The organism is Clavibacter sp. B3I6, assembly GCF_030816895.1.
Taxonomy (GTDB): domain Bacteria; phylum Actinomycetota; class Actinomycetes; order Actinomycetales; family Microbacteriaceae; genus Clavibacter.
Genome location: NZ_JAUSYL010000001.1, coordinates 1925194 through 1952067 on the forward strand (window position 1 = coordinate 1925194; position 26874 = coordinate 1952067).

At 74.2% G+C, this 26874-nt stretch carries 24 protein-coding genes; 16 read left to right on the top strand and 8 right to left on the bottom strand.

Translation table 11 applies throughout. From position 1 onward, the window contains the following. Positions 1-82: 82 nt before the first annotated feature. The 6 genes from QFZ62_RS09165 to QFZ62_RS09190 all read right to left on the bottom strand — a co-directional run bounded on the left by QFZ62_RS09165 (position 83) and on the right by QFZ62_RS09190 (position 8232). Positions 83-3073: a glycoside hydrolase family 2 TIM barrel-domain containing protein gene (locus tag QFZ62_RS09165; protein WP_307504575.1), complete on the bottom strand. Its 2991-nt coding sequence runs from the start codon at positions 3071-3073 to the stop codon at positions 83-85. Positions 3074-3152: 79 nt separating this feature from the next. Then, a complete protein-coding gene (locus tag QFZ62_RS09170; RefSeq protein WP_307507751.1) occupies positions 3153-3914 on the bottom strand; it encodes a glucosamine-6-phosphate deaminase in 762 nt (253 codons plus the stop codon). Continuing rightward, the gene (locus tag QFZ62_RS09175; protein WP_307504578.1) at positions 3914-4843 is read right to left on the bottom strand and encodes a carbohydrate ABC transporter permease; all 930 of its coding nucleotides are present in this window, start codon (positions 4841-4843) and stop codon (positions 3914-3916) included. The genes QFZ62_RS09170 and QFZ62_RS09175 overlap by 1 nt, the downstream gene beginning before the upstream one ends. After that, positions 4840-5874: a carbohydrate ABC transporter permease gene (locus QFZ62_RS09180; RefSeq protein ID WP_307504581.1), complete on the bottom strand. Its 1035-nt coding sequence runs from the start codon at positions 5872-5874 to the stop codon at positions 4840-4842. The genes QFZ62_RS09175 and QFZ62_RS09180 overlap by 4 nt, the downstream gene beginning before the upstream one ends. After that, on the bottom strand, positions 5871-7157 hold the full coding sequence (locus QFZ62_RS09185; RefSeq protein WP_307504584.1) for an extracellular solute-binding protein: 1287 nt from the start codon (positions 7155-7157) through the stop codon (positions 5871-5873). The genes QFZ62_RS09180 and QFZ62_RS09185 overlap by 4 nt, the downstream gene beginning before the upstream one ends. 67 nt (positions 7158-7224) lie before the next feature. Further along, positions 7225-8232, bottom strand: coding sequence for a carbohydrate kinase family protein (locus tag QFZ62_RS09190; protein ID WP_307504587.1), 1008 nt, complete (start codon positions 8230-8232; stop codon positions 7225-7227). Positions 8233-8439: 207 nt separating this feature from the next. On the opposite strand from QFZ62_RS09190, the gene QFZ62_RS09195 reads away from it, so the two are divergent. From QFZ62_RS09195 to QFZ62_RS09205, 3 genes are all read left to right on the top strand, one after another. After that, on the top strand, positions 8440-9186 hold the full coding sequence (locus QFZ62_RS09195) for a DeoR/GlpR family DNA-binding transcription regulator (protein WP_307504590.1): 747 nt from the start codon (positions 8440-8442) through the stop codon (positions 9184-9186). Beyond that, positions 9183-10526 carry a 6-phospho-beta-glucosidase gene (locus QFZ62_RS09200; RefSeq protein ID WP_307504593.1) on the top strand — a complete coding sequence of 448 codons (1344 nt, stop codon included), beginning with the start codon at positions 9183-9185 and terminating at the stop codon, positions 10524-10526. The genes QFZ62_RS09195 and QFZ62_RS09200 overlap by 4 nt, the downstream gene beginning before the upstream one ends. Before the next feature lie 71 nt (positions 10527-10597). Continuing rightward, positions 10598-13798, top strand: coding sequence for a glycoside hydrolase family 38 C-terminal domain-containing protein (locus tag QFZ62_RS09205; protein ID WP_307504596.1), 3201 nt, complete (start codon positions 10598-10600; stop codon positions 13796-13798). Between the two features lie 86 nt (positions 13799-13884). Here the strand turns inward: QFZ62_RS09205 and QFZ62_RS09210 are convergent, their stop codons facing one another. After that, on the bottom strand, positions 13885-14277 hold the full coding sequence (locus tag QFZ62_RS09210; RefSeq protein WP_307504599.1) for a hypothetical protein: 393 nt from the start codon (positions 14275-14277) through the stop codon (positions 13885-13887). A gap of 251 nt (positions 14278-14528) precedes the next feature. On the opposite strand from QFZ62_RS09210, the gene QFZ62_RS09215 reads away from it, so the two are divergent. Continuing rightward, a complete protein-coding gene (locus tag QFZ62_RS09215) occupies positions 14529-15071 on the top strand; it encodes a hypothetical protein (protein ID WP_307504601.1) in 543 nt (180 codons plus the stop codon). 81 nt (positions 15072-15152) lie between these two features. On the opposite strand, the gene QFZ62_RS09220 is transcribed toward QFZ62_RS09215, so the two are convergent. Next, entirely contained in the window at positions 15153-16247 is a 1095-nt protein-coding gene (locus QFZ62_RS09220) for a spore photoproduct lyase family protein (RefSeq protein WP_307504604.1), read from the bottom strand. A gap of 215 nt (positions 16248-16462) precedes the next feature. Here QFZ62_RS09220 and QFZ62_RS09225 point away from each other — a divergent pair, with 215 nt between their 5' ends. The 12 genes from QFZ62_RS09225 to QFZ62_RS09280 all read left to right on the top strand — a co-directional run bounded on the left by QFZ62_RS09225 (position 16463) and on the right by QFZ62_RS09280 (position 26783). After that, positions 16463-17404, top strand: coding sequence for a ferritin-like domain-containing protein (locus tag QFZ62_RS09225; RefSeq protein WP_307504607.1), 942 nt, complete (start codon positions 16463-16465; stop codon positions 17402-17404). Between the two features lie 155 nt (positions 17405-17559). After that, positions 17560-18729 carry a helix-turn-helix domain-containing protein gene (locus QFZ62_RS09230; protein WP_307504610.1) on the top strand — a complete coding sequence of 390 codons (1170 nt, stop codon included), beginning with the start codon at positions 17560-17562 and terminating at the stop codon, positions 18727-18729. 211 nt (positions 18730-18940) lie between these two features. Continuing rightward, complete coding sequence (locus QFZ62_RS09235; protein ID WP_307504614.1) at positions 18941-19375, top strand: Asp23/Gls24 family envelope stress response protein; 435 nt, start codon at positions 18941-18943, stop codon at positions 19373-19375. Next, positions 19372-19560, top strand: a complete 189-nt coding sequence (locus QFZ62_RS09240; RefSeq protein WP_307504617.1) for a DUF2273 domain-containing protein — start codon at positions 19372-19374, stop codon at positions 19558-19560. The genes QFZ62_RS09235 and QFZ62_RS09240 overlap by 4 nt, the downstream gene beginning before the upstream one ends. Positions 19561-19640: 80 nt before the next feature. Beyond that, positions 19641-19931, top strand: a complete 291-nt coding sequence (locus QFZ62_RS09245) for a hypothetical protein (protein ID WP_307504620.1) — start codon at positions 19641-19643, stop codon at positions 19929-19931. Continuing rightward, complete coding sequence (locus QFZ62_RS09250) at positions 19928-20503, top strand: DUF6286 domain-containing protein (protein ID WP_307504623.1); 576 nt, start codon at positions 19928-19930, stop codon at positions 20501-20503. Before QFZ62_RS09245 ends, QFZ62_RS09250 begins: the two co-directional genes overlap by 4 nt. Continuing rightward, a complete protein-coding gene (locus QFZ62_RS09255; RefSeq protein WP_307504626.1) occupies positions 20503-21108 on the top strand; it encodes a hypothetical protein in 606 nt (201 codons plus the stop codon). Before QFZ62_RS09250 ends, QFZ62_RS09255 begins: the two co-directional genes overlap by 1 nt. Before the next feature lie 83 nt (positions 21109-21191). Beyond that, positions 21192-21614 carry a phage holin family protein gene (locus tag QFZ62_RS09260; RefSeq protein ID WP_307504629.1) on the top strand — a complete coding sequence of 141 codons (423 nt, stop codon included), beginning with the start codon at positions 21192-21194 and terminating at the stop codon, positions 21612-21614. Positions 21615-21792: 178 nt separating this feature from the next. After that, a complete protein-coding gene (locus QFZ62_RS09265; protein WP_307504635.1) occupies positions 21793-23019 on the top strand; it encodes a glycoside hydrolase domain-containing protein in 1227 nt (408 codons plus the stop codon). A 118-nt stretch (positions 23020-23137) separates the two neighbouring features. Next, positions 23138-24544 (top strand): serine hydrolase, encoded by a 1407-nt coding sequence (locus QFZ62_RS09270; RefSeq protein WP_307504638.1) that lies wholly within the window; start codon positions 23138-23140, stop codon positions 24542-24544. A 36-nt stretch (positions 24545-24580) separates the two neighbouring features. Next, entirely contained in the window at positions 24581-24952 is a 372-nt protein-coding gene (locus QFZ62_RS09275) for a hypothetical protein (RefSeq protein WP_307504641.1), read from the top strand. A gap of 55 nt (positions 24953-25007) precedes the next feature. Further along, positions 25008-26783, top strand: coding sequence for a DUF2207 domain-containing protein (locus QFZ62_RS09280; protein ID WP_307504643.1), 1776 nt, complete (start codon positions 25008-25010; stop codon positions 26781-26783). Positions 26784-26874: the final 91 nt, after the last annotated feature.

Here is a 26874-nt window from a genome sequence, read left to right on the forward strand (position 1 = left end):
AGCCGCGGCGGATGGGCGCTCCCTCCGTGTCGCCGAGCCCGCGCGGATCCCGGACAGCCCGCGCGCACGCTGTGCACGCCCCTCACCCCAGCAGCACCTCCCACGTGCGGAGGGACGGCCAGAGCGCGTGGCGCGGGAGGACGTCGGGGCCGCACGCGCGGGATCCGAGCCCGTGCTGCGCGTCGTCGAGGAGGAGGTGCAGGCCCTCGGGGTCGGGCAGCTCGTGCGGGTGGCCGACGTCGGTCATCGCCTGCGGCGTCCAGCGGGAGAGCTGGAAGCCGGCGCGGTGCCCGGCGGCGTCGGGCACGGTCGTGACGATGAGGGGCGTCGCGGATCCGTCGCCGATCTCGAGCGAGCGCAGCTCCGGTCGGTGGCCCGTCTCCTGCGGGCGCGCGTACGCGACGGAGAGGCCGTCGACGCTCGAGGCGAACCGGCCGACGTGCACGGCCGTGCGGCTGTCGGGGTACGACTCCCCCGGCCCGGTGCCGTGCCAGGCGACCGGGTGCTCGGCGAGCGCGGCGGGCAGGTCGATCCGCACGCCGACGCGCGGCCACGTGCAGTCCCACGTGCCGAACGGCACGACCTCCGTCGCGAGCAGCAGGCCGCGGTCGGTGGCGGTCCAGCGGAACGCGACGTCCACGCCCGCCCCCGAGTGGGCGGCCTGCACGCGCAGGCGGGTCTCGAGGCCGTCGGCCGAGCGCTCCGTCCCGAGGAGCCGGTGGGTGAGGCGGTGCAGGCCGCGCTCGCGCCAGCGGTCGGCCGATGGCGGGGTCTCCTCCGCGCCGCGGCCTCGGGTCAGCTCGGGCTCGGCGAGCTCGTACGATCCCTGGCCGGCCCCGCGGTCGTTCTCCGTGGGCGCGCGCCACAGCTCGAGCCGCGGACCGCGCACGGGGACGCCCGCCCACGACACGAGGTCGCCGCGCGCGTCGAACCGGCCGACGCCGAGCTCGTCGCCCCGCCAGCGACCCGCCGGCCGCGGCCGGGGCGCGGGTCGCCGACACACGAGCGCCTGGTGCCGCGCGACCACGTGCGCGGCCTCCGCCCAGGACGCGTCGTGGCGCGTGACCACCTCCACCGTCACGTGCACCTCCTCCGCGTGACCGGCGGCGCGCGCCTCGGCCGGGAGCGGGAGCGTGACCGCCCCGCCGGCCGGGATCGGCGCGTGCTCGAGCACCCCGCGCGCGACCCGCCGACCGTCGTGGTGCGTGGACCAGGACAGGTCGACGTCGTCCGTCGGCGCGGAGTGGCGGCGGTTCTCGACCCGCACCGCGGATCCGTCGTCCGCGACCCGCACGCGCACCGGCACGATGACCGCGGCCAGCTCGGCGAGGCCCGGGGTCGGCGTGCCGTCGGAGAGGAGCAGGCCGTCCATCACGAAGGGCCCGTCGTGCACGGGCTCGCCGAAGTCGCCGCCGTAGGCGTGGAAGGGACGGCCGTCGGGCGTGCGGGCGAGCAGCCCGTGGTCGCGCCACTCCCACACGAAGCCGCCGTGGAGGCGCGGCCAGCGGTCGATCGCGTCCTCGTAGTCGGCGAGGGATCCGGGGCCGTTGCCCATCGCGTGCCCGTACTCGCACAGGATGAACGGCTTCGCGCGCTGCGTCGCGCCGGTCGCGCCCGTCGTCTCGTGGATGCTCGCGACGGGCGTGCCGCACACCGAGTCGATCTCCTCGAGCGTCGGGTACATGCGCGAGTACACGTCGGTGTGCTCGCCCGTGAGGTCGCCCTCGTAGTGCACGGGCCGGGACGGGTCCGCGCGCCGCACCCACGCGGACATCGCCGCGATGTTGCGGCCGGTGCCCGACTCGTTGCCGAGCGACCACATCACGATCGAGGCGTGGTTCCGGTCGCGGCCGACGGTGCGGGCGATCCGGTCGAGGTACGCGTCGCGCCAGCGCGGGTCGTCGGACGGGTTGTCCCGCCACTCGACGTCCCAGAAGCCGTGCGTCTCCAGGTCGCACTCGAGCACGACCCAGAACCCGAGCTCGTCGGCGATGTCGATCAGGCGCGGGTGCGGCGGGTAGTGGGAGGTGCGGATCGCGTTCACGCCGCTCCGCTTCATCAGCTCCAGGTCGGCGCGCGCCTCGGCCTCGTCGAACACGCGGCCGCGCTCGGGGTGCGACTCGTGCCGGTTGACGCCGCGGAAGGTGAGCCGGCGGCCGTCGACGAGGAGGGCGTCGCCCTCGATGCGGACCGTGCGGAAGCCGATCCGGAGCGCCGCCGTCTCGCCGGGCGACGACACGGTCGCGTCGTACAGCCGCGGCCGCTCCGCGCTCCACGCGTCGACCGCGGGGATCGCGATGGGCGCGACGTCGGCGGCCGTCTCCCACGTGGTCCGGATCCCGAGCTCGGGCACGCGCACCACCACCGGGAACGCGCCGTCCACCGCCACGTCGAGGAGGCCCGACCCGTCGGCGGGGTCCCGGTCGGCCCGGACGCGCACGTCGTCGAGGGGTCGAGCCGGGCGGGCGAGCAGCTCGACCGAGCGGAAGATCCCGGGCAGCCACCACTGGTCCTGGTCCTCCAGGTAGGACGCGGCCGACCACTGGTGCACCCGGATCCCGAGCTGGTTGACCCCCGGCACGAGGAGCTCCGTCACGTCGATCTCGGTCGTGAGGCGGCTGCCCGTGGTCCAGCCCGCCTCGACGCCGTTCACCCAGAACGTGGCGAGGCCCTCGATCCCGTCGGTGCGCAGCAGCACGCGCTCCGCGTCCGCGAAGGACGCGGGCAGGGCGAACGACCGCCGGTGCTCGCCGGTGGGGTTCGTGTCGGGCACGTGCGGCGGGTCGATGGGGAACGGGTACTGCAGGTTCGTGTACGCGGGCGCGCCGTGGCCGTGCAGCACCCAGTGCGACGGCACGGGCAGCGTGGTCCAGCCGGCCGCGTCGAGCGCGGCGTCGTCGAGGGCGGGATCCGCCACCGCGGGCGGGCGGCCGGGCTCGTCGACCGGCGCCTCGGGCAGGAGGCGGAACCGCCAGTCGCCGTCGAGCGGGTGGACGGGCGCGTCGGTCGCGAACCGGGCGCGCGGGGCGCGCCGGGAGGCCGATCCGGGGGCGACGTCGTCGAGGTGGGACATGGGTCCTCCGGAGGATCGGTGCGCCGCGGCGCGGGTGGGGGGACGTGCGGGTCGGGGAAGGTGCGGGACGGCGGGCCGGTCAGGCGGGCGACGCGAGCCCCGCCAGCGCGGCCCGGTCGGCGACCACGGTGACGCGCCGGTGGCGCTGGAGCACGGAGGCGGGCACGTCCACCGTCACGGGACCGGTGAGCGCCGCGGCGAGCGCGTGGGCCTTGTGCGCGCCCGAGGCGACCAGCAGGATCCGCCGGGCCGAGAGGATCGTCGCGATGCCCTGCGTGATGGCACGGGTCGGCACGCGCTCCGGATCCCCGCCGAAGTACCGCGCGTTGTCGCGCCGCGTCGCCGCCGCGAGCTCCACCACCCGGCTCGTGCCCGCGAGGGGCGAGCCCGGCTCGTTGAAGCCGAGGTGCCCGTTCGCACCGATGCCCACGATCTGCAGCCCCGCGCCGCCCAGTCGGCGGATGCGGCGCTCGTGCTCCGCGGCGGCCGCCTGCGGATCCGCCGCGCCGCCGTCGGGCACCACGACGCGGGCGTCCGGCACGCCGAGCGGCTCCGCGATGCGCGTGCGCACGAAGGAGAGGTACGACTCCGGGTGCCCGGCCGGCAGCCCCACGTACTCGTCGAGCGCGACGAGCGAGAGCCCGTCGGTGACGAGGCCGCGCTCGCGATGGCGCCGGGCGAGCTCCGCGTAGAGCGGCTCGGGGCTGGATCCCGTCGCCACGCCCAGCACGCCCGCCGGCTCCTCCACGAGGAACGCCTCCACCACGTCGGCCGCGGCGGACCCGAGGCCCGCGAGGTCGTCGACGGCCGTCACCACGACGGACCGCGACGCGAGCGGCATCACTTCAGCGCGCCCTTCGCGATGTCGCCGATGAACTGCTTCGCGCCGATGAGGAACACGATGATGAGCGGGATCACCGCGAGCAGCGCGCCCGCCATGACCATGCCGTAGTCCTTGCCGTGGGCGCTGTTGAGCTGGCTCATCGCCACCTGCAGCGTGAGCGTGCCCGGGTCGTTCAGCACGATGAGCGGCCACAGGTAGTCGTTCCACGCGGCGATGAAGGTGAAGATCCCGAGGAACCCGAGGCCCGGCCGGATGAGCGGCAGGCACACCGTGAGGTACTGCCGGAAGAACCCGGCGCCGTCGATGCGGGCGGCGTCGATGAGCTCGTCCGGCACGCTCGAGACGATGAACTGCCGCAGCCAGAAGATGCCGAACGCGTTCGCCGCCGCCGGCACGATGAGCGCCTGCAGCTGGCCGACCCAGCCGAGGTTGATCATCGTCACGAACTGCGGGATCACCGAGAGCTGCGCGGGCAGCATGAAGGTCACGAGCAGCAGCGCGAACAGCGCGCGCCGGCCGGGGAACTCGTACTTCGCGAACGTGAACGCCGCGATCGAGTCGAAGAACAGCACGAGGACCGTGACGGACACCGCCACGATGACCGTGTTCATCAGCGATCCGCCGAAGTCGATCGTGCGGAACACGGCCTGGATGTTCTCCCACAGGTACGGCCCCGGCACGAGCACGGGCGGCGACTTGTAGATGTCGCTCGTGGTGTTGCTCGCCATCACGACGAGCCAGTAGAGGGGGAACAGGCTCACGATGGATCCGGCGAAGAGCACCCCGTGCAGGATCACGCGGGCGGGCGGCAGCTGCCGACGACCCGCGGGCCGGCCGGTGCGCTCGGCGCGGGTGCGCGGGCGGCCCGCGGCCTCGTCGGCGATGCGGGCCGCGGCGGATCCCGCGGCGTGGACGGTCGTGCTCATGCGCGCTGTCCCTTCCTGGTGCCGGGCGTCCGCACGGGCTTCTCCTTCTTCTCCGCGCCCAGTCGGAAGCTGATGATCGAGAAGATCACGACGAGGAGGAAGACGCCCCAGGCGATGGCGGCGCCGTAGCCGAAGCGGTTGTAGTTGAAGGCCTGCTGGTAGAAGTACAGGACCGTCGTGAGGCCGGCCTGGCCCGCGCCGCCCGAGTTCGGGTTGGTGGTGCTCGAGGAGGCCGTGAGCACCTGCGCCTCGGTGAAGCTCTGCAGGCCGGTGATGGTGGAGACGACGAGCACGAAGAGGATCGTGGGGCGCAGCAGCGGCAGCGTCACCGACCAGAACGTGCGGATCGCGCCGGCGCCGTCGAGCTTGGCGGCCTCGTAGACCTCGGTGCCGATGGCCTGCATGCCCGCGAGGAAGATGATCGCGTTGTAGCCGGTCCACTGGTAGGTGATGAGGATCGCGATGGTGACCTGGATCGCCCACGGCGTCGACAGCCACGCCACGCCGTCCAGCCCGATGGCGCGGAGCCCCGCGTTCACGAGCCCGAAGCTGTCGCCGAAGATCGAGCCGAAGAGCACGGCCATGGCGACCACCGAGGTCACGTTCGGCACGAAGTAGCTGATCTTGTAGAAGGTGCTGAGGCGCTTCGCCGAGTTGAGCATGGCCGCGACCACGACGGAGATCGCCATCATCGGGAAGGTCGAGAGCGCGAAGATCACCAGGGTGTTGCGGATGGACAGCCAGAAGGTGGCGTCGGCCGCGAGGGCCTGGAAGTTCGCGAGGCCCACCCACTCGGCCTCGCCGAGCCCGTTCCAGTCCTGGAAGGAGAGGACGAGCGAGTAGAGGGCGGGGAACAGGCCGAAGATCGCGAACAGCACGAAGAACGGCGCGATGGCCGCGTAGTACGGCCACGTGCGGCGGATGCCGCGGGTGCCGGCGGCCCCGCGGGAGCGCGCGGGGCCCGGGGCGCCCGCGCCCGCCCGGGAGGACGCGCGCAGGCGCCCTCCGGGGCGGACGACGGTGGGGATCACTGCTTCGCGGTCTTCAGCGCGGCCTCGCCCGCGGAGACGGCGTCCTCCCACGCCTGCTCCGGGTCCTTGCCGAGGGAGGTGACGTTCTGCAGCTCCGTGACGAAGGCGGCCTGCACCTGGCTGTCGTAGGGGCTCGTGTAGGCCGTGGGCATCTTCGCGGCGGCGTCGGCGAAGACCCCGACGGTCGACTGGCCGCCGAAGAACGGGTCGCCCTCCTGCAGCTCCGGGGCGTCGTAGGCGGCGGTGGCCGACGGGAAGATGCCCTTGTCGGCGTACGCGGTGACCTGGTTGTCCTGGTCGAGCACGTCCTTGATCACCGCGAACGCGGCCTCGGGGTCCTCGGTGCCGGCCGGGATGGAGAGGAACGAGCCGCCGATGTTGGCCGGGCCGCCGGGCATGGGGGCCACGCGCCAGTCGCCCGAGGTGTCGGCCGTCGCGCTCTTGAGGTCGGCCTGGTACCAGGACGCGCCGAGGAGCGCCGGGAGCGAGCCGTTCGTGATCGCCGACGCCCAGTCGGGGCTGCCGTCGGTCACGTTCGCGGTGAGGCCGTCCTGGTACGCGAGCACGGCGCGGTGCCACGCCTCCTTGATCTCCGCGCTGTCGCCCGTGAACCCGCCCTCCTGGTCGACGAAGCGCGTGGTGCCCTGGCCGATGGACTTGGTGAACACGTCGGAGGCGTCCACGAAGATCGCGCCGCCGGTGGCCTCCTTGAGCTTCTTCCCGAAGGCGAAGTAGTCGTCCCACGTGGCGGTGGCCGCCGCGACGTCGGCCGGCTCGCTCGGGAGGCCGGCCGCCTGGAACACGTCCGCGCGGTAGTAGAGGGCGGTGGGGCCGATGTCGATGGGGAGGCCGATGAGCTCGCCGTCCTCCGTGGTCGCCTCCTTGAGCTTCCACGCCGGGTACTGGTCCGCCACGTCCTGCGCGCCCAGGTCGTCGAGGTTCTCGAACAGACCGTCCTCGCTGAGGAAGTAGGGCATGTCCTCGCCCTTGACGCCCGTGATGGACGGCAGCCCCGAGCGGCCCGTGAACGTGGTGACGAGCTTCTGCTTGAAGTCGCCGCCGACGGTGGAGACGTTGAGCGTCGTGCCGGGCACCTGGTCCGGCACCTGGTCGAGCACCGTCTGGCTGAGGCCGTCCGGCCAGATCCACAGGTCGAGCTCGCCGCCGGCCGAGGATCCCGACGACGACGAGCAGGAGGCGAGGACCGGCGCGAGGAGCGCGAGGGCGGCGGCGCCGACGACGAGGCGCCGGGCACGTGCGCGGCGGGCGGGGTGGTGGGACATGGTGGTTCTCGATTCGGTGGGGGACGGGCGGGTCGGAGCGGACGGGTGGGGAGGCGGGAGGCGCGCGTCAGGCGAGCAGGCGCGCGCCGTCCGGGTGGGCGAGGGCGTCGGAGAGGTAGTCGTAGCGGCCGGGCGCGGCGGCGTCGGGGTGCGCCCGGAGCCACGGCACGAGCTCGTCGAGCCGCGGGGCGCCGGATGCGCCGCCGGGCCGGGTGACCGTGATCCCCGCCACCAGGCACGCGAAGTCGACGCGCTCGGTGAGGCTCCAGGGCGCGCGGGCGGAGGCGGCGAGCGCGGCGCCGAACACGTCGCCGGCGCCCGTGGCGTCGATGGCGCGGACCGCGAGCGGCGGCCGGACCACCTCCTCGCCGCGGGCGGCGTCGACGGCGACGACGCCGCGGGATCCGGCGGTCACGACGCTGAGCGGCACGCGCCGGGCGAGCGCCCGGGCGGCCGCGACGGCCGAGTCGGTGCCGGTGTAGGCGGACGCCTCCAGCTCGTTGGGGAGGAAGGCGTGGCACTCGTCGAGCTGGTCGAGGATCGCGGGGTCCCAGCGCTCGGACGGGTCCCAGCCGACGTCCGCGTACACGTCGGTGCCGGCGGCGGCGGCGCGGCCGACCCAGGAGCTGCGGTGCGGATCCAGGTGCACGAGCGCCGCGGCGGCCGCGGGCACCTCGCCCGGGACGAGCTCGTCGGAGCCGAGCGGGCAGGGCACGCCGCCCGTGACGAGCGCGCGGTCGTCGTCGTAGCCGAGCGAGGCCGTGACGGGCAGCGCCCAGTCGTCGAGGGTCACGAGGTGGTCGAGCGCGACGCCCTCCGCGGCGAGCGCGGCGCGCACCAGGAGGGAGAACGGATCCGTGCCCACGGCCGCGGCGATGGCGGTGGGCACCCCGAGGCGAGCGCCCGCGAGGGCGAAGTTCGCGATGCCGCCCGGCCCGTGGCCGAAGGACGACGTCCAGATCTCGTGACCCGGGCGCGGCTCGCTCGGCAGCTCGCCGAACACGACGTCGGCGAACAGCTGGCCGACGACCAGCAGCCCGGCGGGGCTCTGCTCGGTGCGGGATGCTGCGGACACGTCGGGCCTCGGCTTCTCGGTGGGCCGCGCCGTGCGGGGCACGGGGAGCGGGGAGGGCGGTCCGCCGACGGCGACGCTGCCGGCGGGACGCGGTCGACCAGGGTGGCGACCGGTAGTGACGTTTCTAGCCCATGTGAGCACATGGATGGAAGACTTTGTTTATTACAAGATTGTTTCTGCTCGATCCTGCGCGCTAATGTTCAGTCCATGAGAGACGCCCGAGAGTTCGTGATCCTCGACCGGCTGCGCGCCAGCCGCAGCGCGACGGTCGCGGAGCTCGCCGACGCCGCCGGCACGAGCGAGGCCACCATCCGCCGCGACCTGGCCCGCCTCGACGAGCAGGGGGCGCTCCGGCGCACGCACGGCGGTGCCGTCCTCACCGAGGTCGACGCGCCGTTCGCCGAGGTCGAGCAGGTCAACCGGGAGGCCAAGGAGCGCATAGCCCGGGCCGCCGCGGCGCAGATCCAGGACGGCCAGTCGGTCGTGCTCGACATCGGCACGACCACGCTGCACCTCGCGGAGCAGCTGCGCGGCCGGTCCCTGACGGTGATCACGGCGAGCATCGCCGCGTTCGACGTGCTGCGCGACGACCGGGCCGTGAAGCTCATCCTGCTGCCGGGCGACTGGGATCCGGTCTACCGCTCGGTGTCCGGCCCGCTCACGGCCGAGAGCCTGCGGCTGCTGCACGCCGACCACGCCTTCGTCGGCGTGAGCGGCATCGCCGACAACGGCGACCTGCGCGACACGACGATGGCCCAGGTGCCCATCAAGCGCGCGATGGCGGAGGTGAGCGACCGGGTCACGGTGCTCGCCGACTCCTCCAAGTTCCCGGGCACCGGCGCCGGCCGTGTCGCCCCCACCGCGTCGCTGACGCAGCTGATCACCGAGGCCGCCCCGCACGCGCGGGTGTCGCAGGGCCTCGCGGACAAGGGAGTGTCGGTGACCGTCGCATGAGGTTGACCATCCTGGGCGGGGGCGGCTTCCGCGTCCCGCTCGTGTACTCGGCGCTGCTGCGCGACCACGAGGCCGGCCGCGTCTCGCACGTGGCCCTCTACGACACCGACGAGGTGCGCCTCACGGCCGTCGCGCGCGTGCTCGCCGAGCAGGCAGCGGCCTACCCGGACGCCCCCGTGATCACGCTGCACACCGACCTCGACGAGGCGCTCGCGGGCGCCGCGTTCGTGTTCTCGGCGATCCGCGTGGGCGGCATGGCCGGGCGCTCGTGCGACGAGCGGCTCGGCATGGCGCACGGCGTGATCGGGCAGGAGACCGTCGGCTACGGCGGCATCTCCTACGCGCTGCGGACGCTGCCGGTGGTCATGGACCTGGCCGAGCGGATCCGCGTCCAGGCCCCCGACGCGTGGGTCATCAACTTCACGAACCCCGCGGGCGTCGTGACCGAGGCGATGTCGCGCGTGCTCGGCGACCGCGTCATCGGCATCTGCGACTCCCCCATCGGCCTCGCCCGCCGCGTGCTCGGCGCGCTCGGCGTCGCGGGCGACGACGTGGTCATCGACTACGCCGGCCTCAACCACCTCGGCTGGCTGCGCGGCCTCCGGGTCGACGGCACCGACGTGCTGCCGGACCTCCTGGCCCGCCCCGACCTCATCGGCACGTTCGAGGAGGGCCGGCTCTTCGGCGCCGAGTGGGTCACCGAGCTCGGCGCCGTGCCCAACGAGTACCTGCACTACTACTACTTCAAGCGCGAGGTGCGGCACGCCGACCAGCTCGCCGCGCAGACCCGCGGCGCCTTCCTCGTGGAGCAGCAGGGCCGGTTCTACGAGCAGCTCGAGCACCGGCACGACGTGTCCGCGCTCGCGCTCTGGGAGCGCACGCGCCTCGACCGCGAGACCACCTACATGGCGACGAACCGGCAGTCGGCCGGCATGGGCGACCGCGACGAGGACGACCTCGTCTCCGGCGGCTACGAGGATGTCGCGATCGCGCTCATGCGCGGCATCGCGTACGACCAGAGCGCCCGCCTGATCCTCAACGTCCGCAACCGCGGCACGCTCGCGTCCCTCGACGCGGACGCCGTGGTCGAGGTGCCGTGCATCGTCGACGCCCGCGGCGCGCACCCGGTGGCCGGCACGGAGCTGCCCGACTTCGGCGTGGGCCTCGTGACGAACGCCAAGTACGTGGAGCGGCAGACCATCGAGGCCGGCCTCGGCGGATCCCGCGCCGCCGCCGTCCGCGCCCTCGCGCACCACCCGCTCGTCGACTCCGTCACGGTCGCGCGCTCCCTGCTGGAGGACGCGATGCACGCGTTCCCGGCGCTCTCCTACCTGCGCTGACGCGGGTCCGCCCGCACCCGCACCCGCCCGCTCGCCCGACCGACCGCGTCCCGACGTCCCGGAGGACCCCCATGCACCAGAACCAGAAGCTCGTCCAGGAGCGGATCCTCCGCGCGCTCGACGAGCGGATCACGCCCGCCGTCTACTCGGCGAAGACGCCCGTCTCCCTCCGCGCGTGGATGGCGCCCGACGAGCCCGTGCCCGTCGCGGAGGCCATGCAGCAGGAGTACGCGCCCTTCGAGCTCGGCCAGCCGTGGGGCCGCGCCTGGTCCACGTGGTGGTTCGAGGTCACCGGCGAGGTGCCCGCCGAGTGGGCCGGCCGCACGGTGGAGCTGCTCATCGACCCCGGCTTCATCGGCGACTGGCCGGGCAACCAGGCCGAGTGCCTGGTGCACACGATGGACGGGGTGCCGATCAAGGGGATCCACCCGCGCAACACGTACGTGCGCCTCCACGACGAGGCGGCCGGCGGCGAGCCGGTGCGCTTCCTGATGGAGGCGGCGGGCAACCCCGACATCCTGGTGGACGAGTTCGTGCCCACCCCCTACGGCGACAAGGCGACCGCGCCCGCCGAGCCCATCTACCGGTTCCGCCAGGCCGAGCTCGCCGTGTTCGAGCCCGAGGTCTGGGCGCTCCGCTTCGACGTCGAGGTGCTGTACCAGCTGCTGATGGAGCTGCCCGAGACCGAGCCGCGCCGCCACGAGGTGCTGCGCGCGATCGAGCGCGCGCTCGACGTGCTCGCGATGGACGACATCGTCGGCACGGCGGCCGCCGCCCGCGCCGAGCTCGCCGAGGTCCTGTCCCGCCCCGCCGTGCCGAGCGCCCACACGCTGAGCGGCGTCGGCCACGCCCACATCGACAGCGCCTGGCTCTGGCCCATCCGCGAGACGAAGCGCAAGACGGCGCGCACCTTCTCCAACGTGCTCCGGCTCGCCGAGCAGTACCCCGACTTCCGCTTCGCGTGCTCGCAGGCGCAGCAGTACGTGTGGGTGAAGGAGAACTACCCCACGGTCTTCGAGGGGATCAAGCAGGCCATCGCGGACGGCACCTGGTACCCGGTCGGATCCATGTGGATCGAGCCGGACGGCAACCTGCCGGGCGGCGAGGCGATGATCCGCCAGCTCACCCACGGCATGCGCTTCTTCCAGGAGGAGCTGGGCGTCGAGACCCACGGCGTGTGGCTGCCGGACTCGTTCGGCTACACGGCGTCGTTCCCGCAGATCGCGAAGCTCGCGGGCCTCGACTGGTTCCTCACGCAGAAGCTCTCCTGGAACCAGACCAACACGTTCCCCCACCACACCTTCTTCTGGGAGGGCATCGACGGGTCGCGGATCTTCACCCACTTCCCGCCCATCGACACCTACAACTCCACGCTGGAGGCGGAGGAGACCCACCACGCGGTGCGCCAGTTCCGCGAGAAGGGGCGGGCCACCATGTCGCTCGCGCCCTTCGGATACGGCGACGGCGGTGGCGGGCCCACGCGCGACATGATGGAGCGCCAGCGCCGCACGGCCGACCTCGAGGGGTCGCCGAAGGTCGTCGTCGAGCACCCGGACGAGTTCTTCCGCAAGGCCGAGGCCGAGTACCCCGACGCCCCCGTGTGGGTCGGCGAGCTGTACCTGGAGCTGCACCGCGGCACGTTCACCTCCCACGCCCGCGAGAAGCGCGGCAACCGCCAGGCCGAGCACCGCCTGCGCGAGGCCGAGCTGTGGTGGACCGTCGCGGCGGTCCGCACGGGCGCCGAGTACCCGTACGCCGCGCTCGACCGGCTCTGGAAGCAGACGCTGCTGCAGCAGTTCCACGACATCCTCCCGGGCTCCTCCATCACCTGGGTGCACCGGGAGAACGAGGAGGACTACGCCCGCAGCCTCGCGGAGCTCGACGCGCTCGTGGCCGACGCCATCGCGCGGGTGACGGCGCAGGCCGTCCGCGACGGCGAGGGCGACGGATCCGGCGCGTTCGCGGTGAACTCGACCGGCCACGCGCGCACGGCGCTCGTGGAGGCGCCCGACGGATCCGCGCTCGCGCTCGTCGCGGTGCCCGGCAGCGGGATCGCGCCGCTCGTCGCCGTGGAGCCGGCCTCCCCCGTCGTGACGACGCGCGCCGACGGCGGCACCGTCCTCGACAACGGCCTGCTCCGCGTGACGCTCGACGCGCGCGGCCTCATCACGTCGATCGTCGACCGGCGCTCCGCCGACCGCGAGCTCGTGCCGGCCGGTCGCGTCGCGAACCTGCTGCAGCTGCACGAGGACATCCCCACCGCGTGGGACGCCTGGGACGTCGACGCGCACTACCGCGCGAGCCGCACCGACCTGGTGGACGCCGCCTCGGTCGAGCTCGTCGAGGACTCGCCCCTCCGCGCCACCGTCGAGGTCGTGCGGCAGTTCGGGCGCTCGCGCGTCGTGCAGCGGGTGTCGCTGCACGCCGACGACGCGCGGATCCACGCCACGGCCGACCTCGACTGGCTCGAGGACGAGAAGCTCCTCAAGGTGACCTTCCCGCTGTCGATCCACGCGCAGCACCACAGCGCGGAGATCCAGTTCGGGCACGTCCGCCGCCCCACGCACACGAACACGTCGTGGGACGAGGCGCGCTTCGAGGTCATGGCGCACCGCTTCGTGCACGTGGAGGAGCCCGGCTACGGCGTCGCCCTCACGAACGCGGGCAGCTACGGGCACGACATCACCCGCACGGTCGGCGCGACCGGCGAGGTGGAGACCGAGCTGCGGATCAGCCTGGTCCGGGCGGCCCGCTCCCCCGACCCCGTGCAGGACATCGGCCACCACCGCTTCGAGTACGCGCTCGTGCCGGGCGTGGGCATCGAGGGCGCGGTCGACGCCGGCCTCGAGCAGAACCTGCCCGTGCGGGTCGTGCACCCGGGCGACGCCTCGGCCGCGCCCCTCGGCACGGCGTCCCCCGCCGAGGTCGCCGCCTCCCCCGCTCGCGCCGACGCCGTCCCGTCGTCCCTGCCGACCGCGTCCGGGCTCGTCTCGGTGCACGGCGGCACGGTGCGGATCGAGGCCCTGAAGCTCGCCGACGACGGCTCGGGCGACGTGATCGTCCGGCTCTACGAGTCGACCGGCGCACGCGTCGCGACCCGCCTCGAGGCGCACCTCGACGCCGACCGCTTCACCGAGGTGGACGTGCTCGAGCGCCCGCTCGGCGAGGGCTTCCCGCGGTCGCTCGCATTCGAGCCGGAGACCGACGGCCGCGGCGTGCGGCTGCTCCTCCGGGCGTTCCAGGTGATCACGGTGCGGATCCACCGGAGCTGACCCGGGCCCGGCGCGACGCCGGCGATGACGACGCGAGGGCGCGATCCGGCTGCGGCCGGGTCGCGCCCTCGTCGTCGTGCGGACCGCTAGTTGAGGGCCTTGCCGCCCGTGGTGAGCGGCTCGACCGAGCTGGGGGTCAGCGCGAGGGCGAGGCCCGAGAGGCCGAGGCCGAAGAAGAGGAAGTCGTCGACGATGGTGAAGCCGGTGGGCGTGAGGCCGCCGAGCTCGTTGTCGATGATGCTGAGGATCCCCATGAGCGTGAACAGCCCGCCGAACGCGAGGAGCGTGCCCCGGATCGCGCCGGGTCCGATCTGCCGGGTCCCGGCGAGCAGCAGCACGACCGCGCTGCCGAGGTAGAGGACGTCGACGAAGAAGTCGACGTTGAGGATCTCGAGGAGGTGCGACCCCTCGATGAAGAGCCCCACGAAACCGTGGCCGCCGAGAATCGCCGCGACCATCACCATCCACGCCTTGCCCATGTACCGATCCCCTCGACCGCGGGCCCGCCGCTCGACGGGCACCATGTCCACCGAACCCGGCTCGGGGCGGCGCGCCAAGGTCCGGCGGCCCGACTCCCAGGATCCGTTGAGGTCCGCCGGACGTCCGATCCCCTCGGCGAGCCTGGGCATCCGCCGACGGCCGACACACTGCTCGATCCCGGGCGTAGCGTCCCACGCACAGGACATCGGCCGGCCCCCGCGCGGCCACGAACAACCACTGGGAGATGCACATGTCAGAACGCAACACCGTCATCCGGAGCATGCACGACCTCGGCCTCGCGGCCTGGTTCGGCGGATCGCTGATGGGCGCCGTCGGCCTCAACGGCGCCGCCGCCGCCGCGAAGGACCCGCAGGAGCGCCTGCGCCTCTCGTCCATCGGCTGGGCCAAGTGGGCGCCCGTGCAGCTGGGCTCGCTCGCGATCCACGCCGTCGGCGGCCTCGGCCTCATCTACGCCAACAAGGGCCGCCTCGCGAGCCAGGGCGAGGCCCGCTCCAACACGAACGTCAAGGCCGTGCTGACCATCGTCGCCGCGAGCACGACCCTCTACTCCGCCCTCGTGGGCGGCAAGATGGCCAAGCACGCGGACGAGGGTGCCGAGGGCACGACCGAGCCCGGCGCCGGTGCGTCCAAGGAGCTCGAGGGTGCGCAGAAGCAGCAGAAGGCGCTGCAGTGGCTCATCCCCGCGCTGACCTCGGTGCTCGTCGTCCTCGCCGCGCAGCAGGGCGAGCAGCAGCGTCCCGTCGCCGGCTGGATCGACCGCTTCAAGAGCTAGTCGCGCACGCCACGTCGGCGGGGTGCCCCTCGGGGTACCCCGCCGTCGTGCGTCCGGCGGGCCGTCGGGCCGCGGCCCCACTCAGAACGCGTAGCGGATGCGGCAGTACGGCATGATCCGCCGCACCAGCGCCGTGAACTCGGCCACCGCGTCGCCCTTGAGCCCGCGGCGGTAGCGCACGTTGACCGCGCCGTTCTCGCTGACCTTCTGCTCCTGCATGCCCGGCTGCCAGATGAGCTCCTCGGCCTTCGGGTGCCAGCCCATGTTCACCTCGTGGAGCTGCTCGTTGTGCGTGAGCATGATGACCTCGGCCGCGAGCTGCGCCTTGGTGCGGGCGCTGAGCGTGTCGTCGAGCGTGCGCAGCAGCTGCTCCCACTCGGCGCGCCAGCCCGGCGTGAGGATGACGGGCGAGAAGTTGAGGTGCACCTCGTACCCCGCCTCGACGAAGTCGTCGATGGCGGCGATGCGGTCCGCGATGGGCGACGTGCGGATGTCGGTGACGCGCGCGACGGCCTCCGGCATGAGCGAGAAGCGCACGCGCGTGCGGCCCATGGGGTCCCAGTCGAGCAGGTCGCGGTTGACGTGCTTGGTGGCGAACGAGGCCTTGGCCGTGGGCGACATGCGGAACAGCTCGACGAGGTCCCGCACGTTCGCGCTCACGCGCGCGTCGGCCGAGCAGTCGCTGTTCTCGCCGATGTCGTAGACCCACGCCTCGGGGTCGCACTGGTTCGCCTCGACCTTCGGCCCCTGCTTCGCGATGTGCCGGGCCACGTGGCGGTGGATCTGCTCGATGTTCGCGAACACCGTGATGGGGTTGCTGTAGCCCTTCCGCCTCGGCACGTAGCAGTACGCGCAGGCCATGGCGCAGCCGTTCGCGGTGGACGGCGCGATGAAGTCCGCGGAGCGCCCGTTCGGCCGCGTGACGAGCGACTTCTTGACGCCCACGACGAGCGCCTCCGTCTTGATGCGCACCCAGCGCGCGACGTTCGCCTCGTCGCCGTGCACCTCGGGGATGGCCCAGTGCGAGGCCACCTCCACGATGGTCGCGTCCGGCCAGGCCGCCACGATCTCCTGCCCGCGCGGCAGCTCGAGGGCGGCCGGCTCGGCGTAGATCCGCGTGATGTCGAGCAGGCCGCGGCGGGGACGGGTGTCGACGGAGGGCGCGGGCGTGGTCACGCTCCCTTCCTACCGGCCACCTCCGACACCGCCGACGCCCGGACGCCGGCACCTCCCGGACGGGGGGCAGGGGCCCGGAACCCGGTAGCCGGGGAGCGAATCCCCGTGTCATCCGAGGGCGAAGGCATTGTGCGCGACCCGTCAGGAGCGGATCGTGAGCCCCGCGGATGCTCATGGACGAGCCATGCCCACCGCTGACACCTCCGGAGCGTCACATGTTCGACAAGAAGTTCATCACCCAGGCCATCGACAAGAGCGCGCAGTCGCCGCTCGACCGTCGCCGCTTCTTCACCGCAGCCGGCGTCGCCGGCCTCGGCGTCGGCGCCGCGGCCCTGATCCCCGCGACCGGCGCCCAGGCAGCCGACGCGCAGGCCGAGGCCGCAGCCGGCGCCGTCACCGACGCCGCCGTCCTCAACTTCGCCCTCAACCTCGAGTACCTCGAGGCCGAGTTCTACGTCCGCGCCGTCACCGGCACGGGCCTGCTCCCCAACCTCACCGACGGCGTCGGCACCCCCGGCCCCGTCACCGGCGGCCGCCAGGTCATCTTCCAGGACCGCCTCCTCCGCGAGTACGCCCGCGAGATCGCGAACGACGAGCGCGCCCACGTGAAGTTCCTGCGCGACGCGCTGGGCTCGGCCAAGGTCGCCCGTCCCGCGATCGACCTCGACGCCGCGTTCTCCGCCGCAGCAGCCGCTGCGGGCCTGGTGAAGCCGGGCGAGAAGTTCGACGCGTTCGCGAACCAGGACAACTTCCTGCTCGCGTCCTTCGTGTTCGAGGACGTCGGAGTCACCGCCTACAAGGGCGCGGCGCCGCTGATCACGAACAAGACCTACCTCGAGGCCGCTGCCGGCATCCTCGCGGTCGAGGCGTACCACGCGGGCATCATCCGCACGTCGCTGTACGCGCGCGGCCTGGCCGCGCCCGCGAACGCGATCTCCAACGCCCGCGACTCCCTCGACGGTCCCACGGACCTGGACCAGGGCATCACGATGTCCGGCGGCGCGAACCTCGTGCCCACGGATGCGAACTCGATCGCGTTCAGCCGCACCCCGGGTCAGGTCCTGAACATCGTGTACCTGAACAACAAGGCCGTCACCAAGGGCGGCTTCTACCCCAACGGCGTCAACGGCTCCGTCAACACCAGCGCCGCGAACTAGCGGCACCGGGCGGGCCGGGACGCCGTCGAGGCGTCCCGGCCGTCCCGCCGGGCCTCCCGGCCGACGCGCATCGACCCGGCGCGTGACGAACCCGTCCCCGGGGACGTCCACTCCATGACACGCGACCGCTCCCGGTCGCGGAGGACGGAGATCCCATGAGCACCGCTCCCGTGCCCGACCGGCGCCGACGTGCGGCGTCCCCCCTGCGCGCGCTGCCCCTGCCGGACGGCGTCGCCCCGGACGTGGACCTGCCCGCGCCCGACGTGCGGCCGAGCGGCTCCGACGCCACCGTCGACACCATCGCCCCGGGTGCGCGCCTCCCGGGCGCCCGCGGCACGGACGACCGCGCGGCGGATCCCGGCGACGCCGCCGAGGCGGCCGCCCCCGCGCTCCGCCGCGGCCACATGGCCGGCACCGACCTCGACGAGGCCGTCGCGCGCTACGGCGCGCTCTACCCCGGCACCGAGTTCCACGCCGAGCGGGCCGCGGACGACTTCTCGTACCGGTACTCCTTCGTCGGCGACGAGAACGTGACGCTCCGCTCCTCCACCTTCCGGGCCGAGCACTGGGGCCGCCTGCCCGTGCTGCCCGACTACGTCGTCACCTGGTGGCGCGAGGGATCCGGCGCGGTCGACCTCGGCGAGCACGAGGTGCGCTCGAGCGGATCCCGCCCCTTCCTCCTCCCCTTCGGCCGGCCCGCTGCCTTCCGCTGCACGGCCGGCGTGCAGAACCTCGTGCACATCGACGCCGCCTTCCTCGAGGAGACGGCCGCGGAGGCGCACGAGGGCCGCTCGCGCCCGCTCGTCTTCGACCACGCGCGTCCGCCGTCCGCCGAGAGGACCGCCGCCTGGCGGCGCGCCGTCGGCGAGGCCAGCCCGGCGCTCCAGGACCCCGCGTCGAGCCCGCTGCTCCGGATGCAGGCCGGCCTCCTGGTCGCGCGCGCCACGCTGGAGCTGTTCCCCTGGCACGACGTCCCCTTCAGCGCCGAGATGCGCGCGCCCCGGATGAGCGCCGTCCGCACCGCCGTCGAGTACCTGCACCACCACGCCGACCGGCCCATCACGCCGGCCGACGCGGCGCGCGCCGCGGGGATCAGCACGCGCGTGCTCCAGCTCGCCGTCCGGCGCTACGAGGACACCACGCCGAGCGCCCTGCTCCGCGGGATACGGCTCGACCGCGTGCGCGCCGAGCTGATCGAGGCGACGCCCTCCTCCACGACCGTCCGCGCGGTCGCCGAGCAGTGGGGCTTCGGCCACCTGGGCCGGTTCGCCGCGTCCTACGCCGAGCGATTCGGCGAGCTGCCGAGCGCGACGCTCCGCGGCTGACCCCGCCCGGGCCCGTCCGCGCCTGTCCGCTCACGCCCCGCGGAGCGGGATCCCGTGTCCGGGAGGCGAAGCGGCACGCGGCCTCCCTGGGAGTCGGCTGATCCGCGTGCCGAACCTCCCGGTCCATGCGTCTGAATGACGAGGCGGATCCGCGAGGCACCCCGGATCCGCATCACGCACCACCCCACATCCCCCACGAGAGAGAGACACCATGTCGAGCATCACCCCCACGTCCGCGTCGTCCACCGGCGTCACCGGCACCGCCGGCGGCAAGAACACCATCGCCGACGGCGTGATCGAGAAGGTCGCCGGCATCGCGGCCCGCCAGGTCCCCGGCGTGCACGACCTCGGCAACGGCGCGGCCCGCGCGGTCGGCGCGATCCGCAACGTCATCGGCCAGCAGGACCGCGGCCAGGGCGTCTCCGTCGAGGTCGGCGAGACCCAGGTCGCCGTCGACATCACGCTCATCGCCGAGTACCCCGTCGACCTGCAGCAGGTGGCGGACGACGTGCGCAAGTCCGTCACCGACGCCATCGACCAGGTCGTCGGCATGGAGGTCACCGAGGTCAACGTCACCATCTCCGACGTGAACCTCCCCACCGACAAGCCGTCGGACGACGACGCGGCCGAGAAGCGCGTCCAGTGACCCCCACCGTCACGGGCCTCCTCGTCGGGGCGGTCCTCGCCCTGTCCGGTCTCGCCTTCGGCTTCGGCGGCTTCCTCCTCGTCCTGGTCTTCATGGCCGTGGGCTTCGGCGTCGGCCGCGTGCTCGAGGGCAAGCTGGACATCCGCGGCCTCGCCGACGCCCTCCGCGGGCGTCGGTCGTCGTGACCCGCGCGGTGTCGGCCCCCGGGAGCACCGGGACCCCGTCCGGGGCTCCCCGGGGCCGCACCACGATCACGTCGCGCGCGGTGCGCCGGGTGGTCTCGGCCGTCACCGCCGACGCCCTCGAGGTGCCCGCGCACGATGTCGCCGTCACCCTGACGGACGACCACGGGAAGCTCGCCGTCGAGGCGCGCACCCCCATCCGCATCCCCGCGCTGAACGCCCGCCCCGAGGCGGGCGGCACCCTGGTGGAGCGCCTCGTCGAGGCGCAGACCCAGGTGCGCGACCGCGTGCTCGACCTCACGGGATCCACCGTGGGCCGGGTCGACCTGCGGATCACGGGCGCGCGCATCCAGGAACGCAGGAGGGTCTCATGAGCACCGACAGCACGTACCGCCGCCTCGTGCGGCGCGAGACGCACTCGTCGCGCTCGGGCATCGCCATCACGCTGGCCGTGATCCTGATCCTCGTGCTCGCGTGGCTCGGCACGGAGGCGGTCCTCGCGGCCGTCGGCGCGGCGCCGCTCCTCGCGGCTCCCGCGGACGCCGTCTCGGCCTCCCTCGACGCCGTCGGGGCCCCGGCCGGATGGCTCGTCGCGGCGGGCGCCGTCGTGGCGCTCGTCGGCCTGGCGCTCGTGATCACGGGCCTCGCGCCCGGCCGTCGCGGTCGCCGCGGCGCCGCCTCCACCCGCACCGCCGCGGTGGTCGACGACCGGGTCATCGCCCGCTCGCTCGCCCGCACCGCGAGCTACGCGGGCGGGGTGTCGCCCGAGCAGGTCGACGTCTCCGTGTCGCGTCGCACCGCGCTCGTCCGCCTCACGCCCACCTCGGGCCGCGGCACGGACGTCGGCGCGGTCGAGGAGGCCGTGCGGGCCGAGCTCGCCGGCTACGACTACCGCCCCGCGCTCACCGCCAAGGTGACGCTCGCCGAGGAAGGGAAGGTCGGCTGATGACCGGCACCAACCGCGGGCTCAACCGCCTGCTCGTGATCCTGGTGGGGCTCGTCCTCCTGGTCGTCGGCGCCGCCGTCGCGGTGGGGGTCGTCCTCCCGGACGTGCAGACCGCCGTCGCGGGCGCCGCCTCCGACGCCCGGGGTCCCGCCTCCGACGCGCTCTCGGGCGGGCAGCCGTGGATCCTCTGGGTCGTCGCGGCCGCCGCGCTCGTCCTGATCCTGGTGCTGGCGTGGTTCGCGCTCCGCCAGGGCCACGGCCGCACCGGCACGCTGCTCCGCCGCGCGCCCGGGGAGGACGCGACGTCGCCCACCGGCGGCTCGCTCGTCATCGACGCGAGGGTCGCCGAGCAGATGCTGGAGGAGGCCCTCGGGCACGACCCGGCCATCGTCTCGATCGACGTCAGCGCGTTCGAGGTCAAGCGCTCCACGGTGCTGCGGATCACCGCGGTCGCCCGCCGCGGCGTCTCGCCGGTCGCGGTCCGCCGCACGGTGGACGAGGCCGTGGCACGCTGGGACGCGGTGCTCGGCACCGAGGTCCCGGTCGTCATCCAGATCACCGGCGGCCTCCGCTCGAGCATGACGAGCGGCACCCGCCTGGCCTGATCCGCCGTCCGCCCCGGCACGGATCCCCGCGATCCGCGCCGGGGCGGACGCCTGCCCGACCTCCACGAGAGAAGAGACGCACCATGACCGACGACGACAGCCCCTCCCGCGGCGGCTGGCTCGGCGGGTCCTTCGCCCAGAAGGCCGTCGACTCCCTGCTCCGCGCCGTGCGCGCCGAGATCGACTCGGCGAAGCGCGAGGTCGGGGAGCGCCTCCGCTCCGCCCGCTCGGGCGCGATCCTCCTGGGCGCGGGCATCGCGCTCGGGCTCGTGTCGCTGGGGCTCCTGGCCGCGGTGATCGTGGCGCTCCTGCTGATCGCGCTGCCGCTCTGGGCGGCGACGCTCATCACGCTCGCGCTGTTCGGGATCGCGACGGCGATCGTCGTGCGCGCCGGCCTGTCGGCGCTCGCGCGCGGCGTGCCGCCGGTGCCCTCCGACGCGCTGCACCACGCGCGCGACCGGATGCGCCCCGCCGAGCGGGAGGGCGACGCGCCCGCAGCTCCCTGAGCCCGGCGCGGCCCCGCGCGGGCCGGTCTGTGGACAGTCCCGGCGGGGTGCGTGCGCCGGTACGTAGGGTCCTCGTCATCCATGAGTACCCGGCCCATGGAGCTCACCGCGTCCCGCGTGGTCGCGCTCCCGGTCGTGTGCCCGGCACTCGTCGAGAACGCCCACCGAAAGGCACCCCGTGAACCTCCCCCGCCGCACCCTCCTCGCCAGCGCGCTGGCCGCCATCCCCGCCGCGGCCGTCGCCGCCACCGCCACCGCCACCCCCGCCCTGGCCACGACCTCCCGCATCGGAGCCGACGGCCTCGCGTCCACCGGCCGCCCGGTCGTCCAGCAGATCCAGCGCCAGCTCATCGCGCGCTACGGCGGACGCTCCGGCTTCCCCGCGGTCACCACCGACGGCCTCTGGACGCCGCAGAACCACCGCGCCCTCATCCACGGCCTGCAGCTGGAGCTCGGCCTCAGCGAGGCCATCGCCAACGGCAACTTCGGCAAGACCACCCGGGCGACGCTGAAGGAGCGCGTGGGCGAGCTCGCCGTGGGCGCGACCGACACCACCACCTGGTTCGTGCACCTCCTGCAGGCCGCCCTCGTCGTCAACACCACGTGGGACGGCCCGTTCGACGGCATCTACTCTCCGGACCAGGCGCGCCGCACCATCGACATCCAGCGGATGTTCGCCCTGCCCGAGACCGGCCGCTCCGACTTCGGCACCTGGTCGGTGCTCTTCGCGAGCGACGGCGACACCTCCCGCAGCGGGAGCGCCGCCGACGGCATCACGACCATCACCACGGAACGCGCCGCCACCCTGAAGGCCGCCGGCTACACCATCCTCGGCCGGTACCTCACCGACTCGCAGGTGCCGGACGCGATCAAGAAGCAGATGACCGAGGAGGAGCTCGACACCATCTTCGGCGCCGGCCTCGGCATCTTCCCGATCTTCCAGGAGGGCGGCACGGACGCCGGCTACTTCTCCTACGAGCGCGGCGTGCAGGCAGCCCGCCGCGCCCACGAGGCCGCCACGCGCTTCCGCCTCCGTCCCGACGCCACCATCTACTACGCGGTCGACTTCGACGCCACGGAGCGCGAGGTCGAGAAGGCGATCCAGCCGTACTTCGCGGGCGTCCACGACGGCCTGTCCCAGGTCGGCAGCCGGTTCGACGTCGGCGTCTACGGCGGGCGCCAGGTCTGCACCACCATCTCCGCCGGCCACCTGGCCACGTACAGCTACCTCGCGGGCAGGTCCACCGGGTGGGACTCCAACCTGGGCAAGCGGATCCCCAAGAACTGGGCCTACAACCAGATCCTCAACGAGACCATCGGCGAGGGTGCCGGCCGCATCGAGATCGACAAGAACGTCGCGTCGGGTCGCGACGCCGCCCTGTTCTCGCGACCGCCCGTCAGCTGACGCCCGTCGGCCGACACCCGTCGGCCGACACCTCGCGACGGACCCGATCCGGCCCTCCCGGCGGCGTTCCCCCTCAGGGGGGACGCCGCCGGCGTCGTCCGGGCGATGGGATGGGGACATGAGATCCCGCCGCCGTCCCCGCCCCTCGCGAACCGCCGTGGTGCTGGCCGCCGCCGCCGCGGTCGCCCTGCTCGCGACCGGCTGCAGCTCCCCCGCCGCGGACACGGAGACGAGCCCGGCCGCCGCGGAGCCCGTCGTCCTGCCGGGGTCGCCTGTCGGGATCCAGGCGCGGTGGCTGCTCGACACGATCGGCTCCGACGAGCCGGTGCCCGTGCAGGAGACCGGCGAGCGCCTCGCGCAGGTGATGCTCGACGCGGCGTCCGCGGAGGAGATCGCCGCCGTGCTCGAGGACGTGCGCGACGGCCGCCCGTGGACCGCGACCGCCCACGAGGAGCAGGGCGCGCAGTCGGTGACCACCATCGCGAGCGCGGACGCCGGCACCTTCGACATGCAGGTCGCGGTCGACGACGCGGGCCTCATCACGGGCCTGTTCTTCGGCGAGCCCGAGCCCGAGCGGGAGCCCGCGACCAGCTGGGACGCGCTCGAGGAGCAGGCCGCGGCCCTCGGCGGCGACGTGTCGCTCACCGTCACCCGCGTCGAGGACGGCGCCCTGGGCGAGCGGGTCCTCGAGGTGCTGCCCGACGGCATCGGCGCCTCCGAGGCGCGGCCCATCGGATCCGTCGTGAAGCTCTACGTGCTGGGCGCCCTGGTGCGGGCGGTCGAGGAGGGGCGCGTCGGCTGGGACGACCCGCTCACGGTGACCGACGACGTGCGCAGCCTCCCCTCCGGCGAGCTACAGGACGCCCCGACCGGCACCGTGGTCCCCGTGCGCGAGGCCGCCGGGAAGATGATCTCGATCAGCGACAACACGGCCACCGACATGCTCATCGCCGCGGTCGGGCGGGAGCGCGTCGAGGCGGCGCTCGCGGACCTCGGCCACGCGGATCCGCCGCGCAACGTGCCGCTGATGACGACGCGCGACCTGTTCCGCGTCGGGTGGCAGGACGACGGCGCCCTGCGCGAGCGGTGGGCCGACGCCGACGCGGCCGAGCGCCGCGCGCTCCTCGACGCGCTGCCCCGCGGCGTGGTCGACCTGCCCGCGACCGCGGTGACGGACGTGGCCTGGACCTCCGGCGCCGACTGGTTCGCGACGCCCGACGACGTCGCCCGCGCGCACCTGCGCCTCGCGGAGCTGGCGGCGACGCCGGCCGGGGAGCCCGTGCGCGGGATCCTCGCGGCGAACCCGGGCCTGCCCGAGCCGGAGCGCTTCGACCACGTGGCGTTCAAGGGCGGCAGCTCGGTGGGCACGTTCGCGCTCGCGTACCTCGTGGAGGACGGCGACGACGCGTGGACCGTGGTCGTGCAGGCCGCGGCGCGCGAGGCGTCCGGGCTCGAGCGGCCGTCGGCGTACGCGCGCCTCGCGGCCGACGCGGCGGCCCTGCTGGCGGGATCCGGCCGTGGTTGACTCCGTACGCGGCGGGGGCCGCGCGAGGGGAGCACGATGACGGACGAGCACGCATCCGAGGAGTCGGCGGTGGCCGCGGAGATCCTGGAGGCGTCGCTGGAGACCGGGCCGCGGCGGCCGGTCCGGCGGGCGGTGCGCGCGATCGGCGCCCTCGCGCTGGCGGTGGTCGGCGCCGGGGACGCGGACGACCTCGCCCCGGAGTCGGACCTCGTCGTCCGGCGCCTGGACACGGGACGCGAGGTGCTGCGGACCAACGCCGGAGGCCTGACGGACGCGGACCTCCTGCTGCAGCGCGTGCGCCTCGACCTCGAGACCCGGAGCGTGCGCGACTTCGTGGCCGACTGGCGGCTGATGGACGCCGACCCGGACGCGGGCCGGGGCACCGGCACGGGGGCGACCGGTGCGTGAGCGCGCGGGCGTCCGGCCCGCCCGCGTCCCCTCGGCCCCGTCCTGCCTCGCCCGCGTGCGCCTCGCGCTCGTCACGGCGCTGCTCGCGGTTCTGGCCGTGGTCGCGATCCCGCTCGGGCCCGCCGCACCCGCGCATGCCGACGTCGACGACTTCGCCTTCCGGTCCTTCGACGCCGTCTACCGGCTGTCGACCGACGCGGACGGGCGCTCCGTCCTCCGCACCACGGAGACGCTCGTGGCCGAGTTCCCCGACCGGGACCAGAACCGCGGGATCCGCCGCGAGCTCGTCGCGAGCTACGACGGGCACCCCACCGGGTTGCGCGTGCTCTCCGTGACGGATGAGGCCGGGGATCCGCGCGCCTACGAGTCCGACTCGGACGACGGCGCCCTCGTCCTCACCGTCGCCGACGACGGGTTCGTGCGCGGCGAGCAGACCTACGTCATCGACTACGAGCAGCACGACGTGACCCGGGCCTACGCCGACACGGGCGCCGAGGAGCTCTACTGGGACGTCAACGGCCTCGGCTGGGCGCAGCCGTTCGCGCGCGTCTCCGCGACCGTGGAGATCGCGCCGGACCTCCTCCCCCGGCTCACGGGCGACGCCGACGCGGCCTCCGGTCCCGCGGGCGCGGACGGGCCCGCGGAGATCACCCGCACCCAGGAGGGCTTCCGGGCGTCCGCGGCCGACCTCGGCCCCCGCGAGGGCCTCACCCTCTCGATCGGGTTCGAGCCGGGCACGTTCACGCCGCGCGACTCCTCGTTCCTCGCGGCGCCGTGGCCGTCGCTCTCGCTCGCGGGCGCCCTGCTCGCGCTGGCCGCCGCCGCGGGCGCGCTCGTCCTGCGCCGTCGCCGCCTCCGGGACGCGCCCGGACGCGGCACCATCGTCGCCGAGTACGACCCGCCGGAGGGCGTCGGCCTGCTCGTCGCGTCGGTGGTCTCCGGGAACGCCGCGCGCGCCACGACGGCGCTCCTGCTCGACCTCGCGGTGCGCGGCGCGGTGCGGATCCTCGAGCGCGACGCCGGCCGGAAGCCGTCCTTCGCGCTGGAGCTGGTGGATCCGTCGCGCGTCACCGACCCCGACGAGCGCCGCTTCGTCGCCGCGGTCTTCGGCGACGGCGCGGGGGCCGGTGCGACCACGGACCTGAAGCGCGCGGACGCGAAGATCACCACGCGGATCCAGAAGCTGATGGCGTCGGTCCGGAAGCGCACCGTGACGGACGGCCTGCGGAAGCCGATCCCGGTGCGCCCGATCGTGCTGCTGCTCGTCGCCGCGTCGCTCGGCATGGCCGCCGCGCTCGCGTTCGCGGTGCTCGCGCTGGTCGGCGCCTACGGCGGGCTCGTCGTCGTCGCGTTCCTCGTGGCCGGCGTGGTCGGGCTGACCGTGACGATCGTCGCGGTCGCACGGCACCCGCTCACCGAGCGGGGCGTCGCGCTGCGCGACCACCTGGCGGGCCTCCGCGAGTTCATCCGGCTGGCCGAGGCCGACCGCATCCGCATGCTGCAGTCGCCGGAGGGCGCCGAGCGCCGCGACCTGCCGCGCGACGACCGCGACGTGCTCCGCCTCACCGAGGAGCTGCTGCCGTACGCGGCCATGTTCGGCCAGGAGCGCGCGTGGGGCGACGAGCTGGGCCGCCGCTACGAGCACGAGCGGAGCCGGCCGGGCTGGTACGCCGGCCAGGCGCCGTTCGCGCCCGCGGCGTTCGCCAGCAGCCTCGGCTCGGTGTCGTCGAGCATGCACGGCGCGTACTCCGGGTCGAGCTCGAGCGGCGGATCCACGGGAGGGACGACCTCCGGCGGCGGCGGCGGAGGAGGCGGGGGCGGCGGCGTCTGACCGGGTCGCGGGCCGGTCTGCGCGGGTCGCGGGCGAGCCGGGCTGCGCGGGTCGCGGGCGAGCAGGGCTGCGCGGGTCGCGGGCGGGCCGC

Coding starts and splice junctions, on each gene's coding strand:
- QFZ62_RS09165 (WP_307504575.1), bottom strand. CDS start 3,073: ATGTCCCACCTCGACGACGTCGCCCCCGGATCGGCCTCCCGGCGCGCC.
- QFZ62_RS09170 (WP_307507751.1), bottom strand. CDS start 3,914: ATGCCGCTCGCGTCGCGGTCCGTCGTGGTGACGGCCGTCGACGACCTC.
- QFZ62_RS09175 (WP_307504578.1), bottom strand. CDS start 4,843: ATGAGCACGACCGTCCACGCCGCGGGATCCGCCGCGGCCCGCATCGCC.
- QFZ62_RS09185 (WP_307504584.1), bottom strand. CDS start 7,157: ATGTCCCACCACCCCGCCCGCCGCGCACGTGCCCGGCGCCTCGTCGTC.
- QFZ62_RS09195 (WP_307504590.1), top strand. CDS start 8,440: ATGAGAGACGCCCGAGAGTTCGTGATCCTCGACCGGCTGCGCGCCAGC.
- QFZ62_RS09200 (WP_307504593.1), top strand. CDS start 9,183: ATGAGGTTGACCATCCTGGGCGGGGGCGGCTTCCGCGTCCCGCTCGTG.
- QFZ62_RS09205 (WP_307504596.1), top strand. CDS start 10,598: ATGCACCAGAACCAGAAGCTCGTCCAGGAGCGGATCCTCCGCGCGCTC.
- QFZ62_RS09210 (WP_307504599.1), bottom strand. CDS start 14,277: ATGGGCAAGGCGTGGATGGTGATGGTCGCGGCGATTCTCGGCGGCCAC.
- QFZ62_RS09215 (WP_307504601.1), top strand. CDS start 14,529: ATGTCAGAACGCAACACCGTCATCCGGAGCATGCACGACCTCGGCCTC.
- QFZ62_RS09225 (WP_307504607.1), top strand. CDS start 16,463: ATGTTCGACAAGAAGTTCATCACCCAGGCCATCGACAAGAGCGCGCAG.
- QFZ62_RS09230 (WP_307504610.1), top strand. CDS start 17,560: ATGAGCACCGCTCCCGTGCCCGACCGGCGCCGACGTGCGGCGTCCCCC.
- QFZ62_RS09235 (WP_307504614.1), top strand. CDS start 18,941: ATGTCGAGCATCACCCCCACGTCCGCGTCGTCCACCGGCGTCACCGGC.
- QFZ62_RS09250 (WP_307504623.1), top strand. CDS start 19,928: ATGAGCACCGACAGCACGTACCGCCGCCTCGTGCGGCGCGAGACGCAC.
- QFZ62_RS09255 (WP_307504626.1), top strand. CDS start 20,503: ATGACCGGCACCAACCGCGGGCTCAACCGCCTGCTCGTGATCCTGGTG.
- QFZ62_RS09260 (WP_307504629.1), top strand. CDS start 21,192: ATGACCGACGACGACAGCCCCTCCCGCGGCGGCTGGCTCGGCGGGTCC.
- QFZ62_RS09270 (WP_307504638.1), top strand. CDS start 23,138: ATGAGATCCCGCCGCCGTCCCCGCCCCTCGCGAACCGCCGTGGTGCTG.
- QFZ62_RS09275 (WP_307504641.1), top strand. CDS start 24,581: ATGACGGACGAGCACGCATCCGAGGAGTCGGCGGTGGCCGCGGAGATC.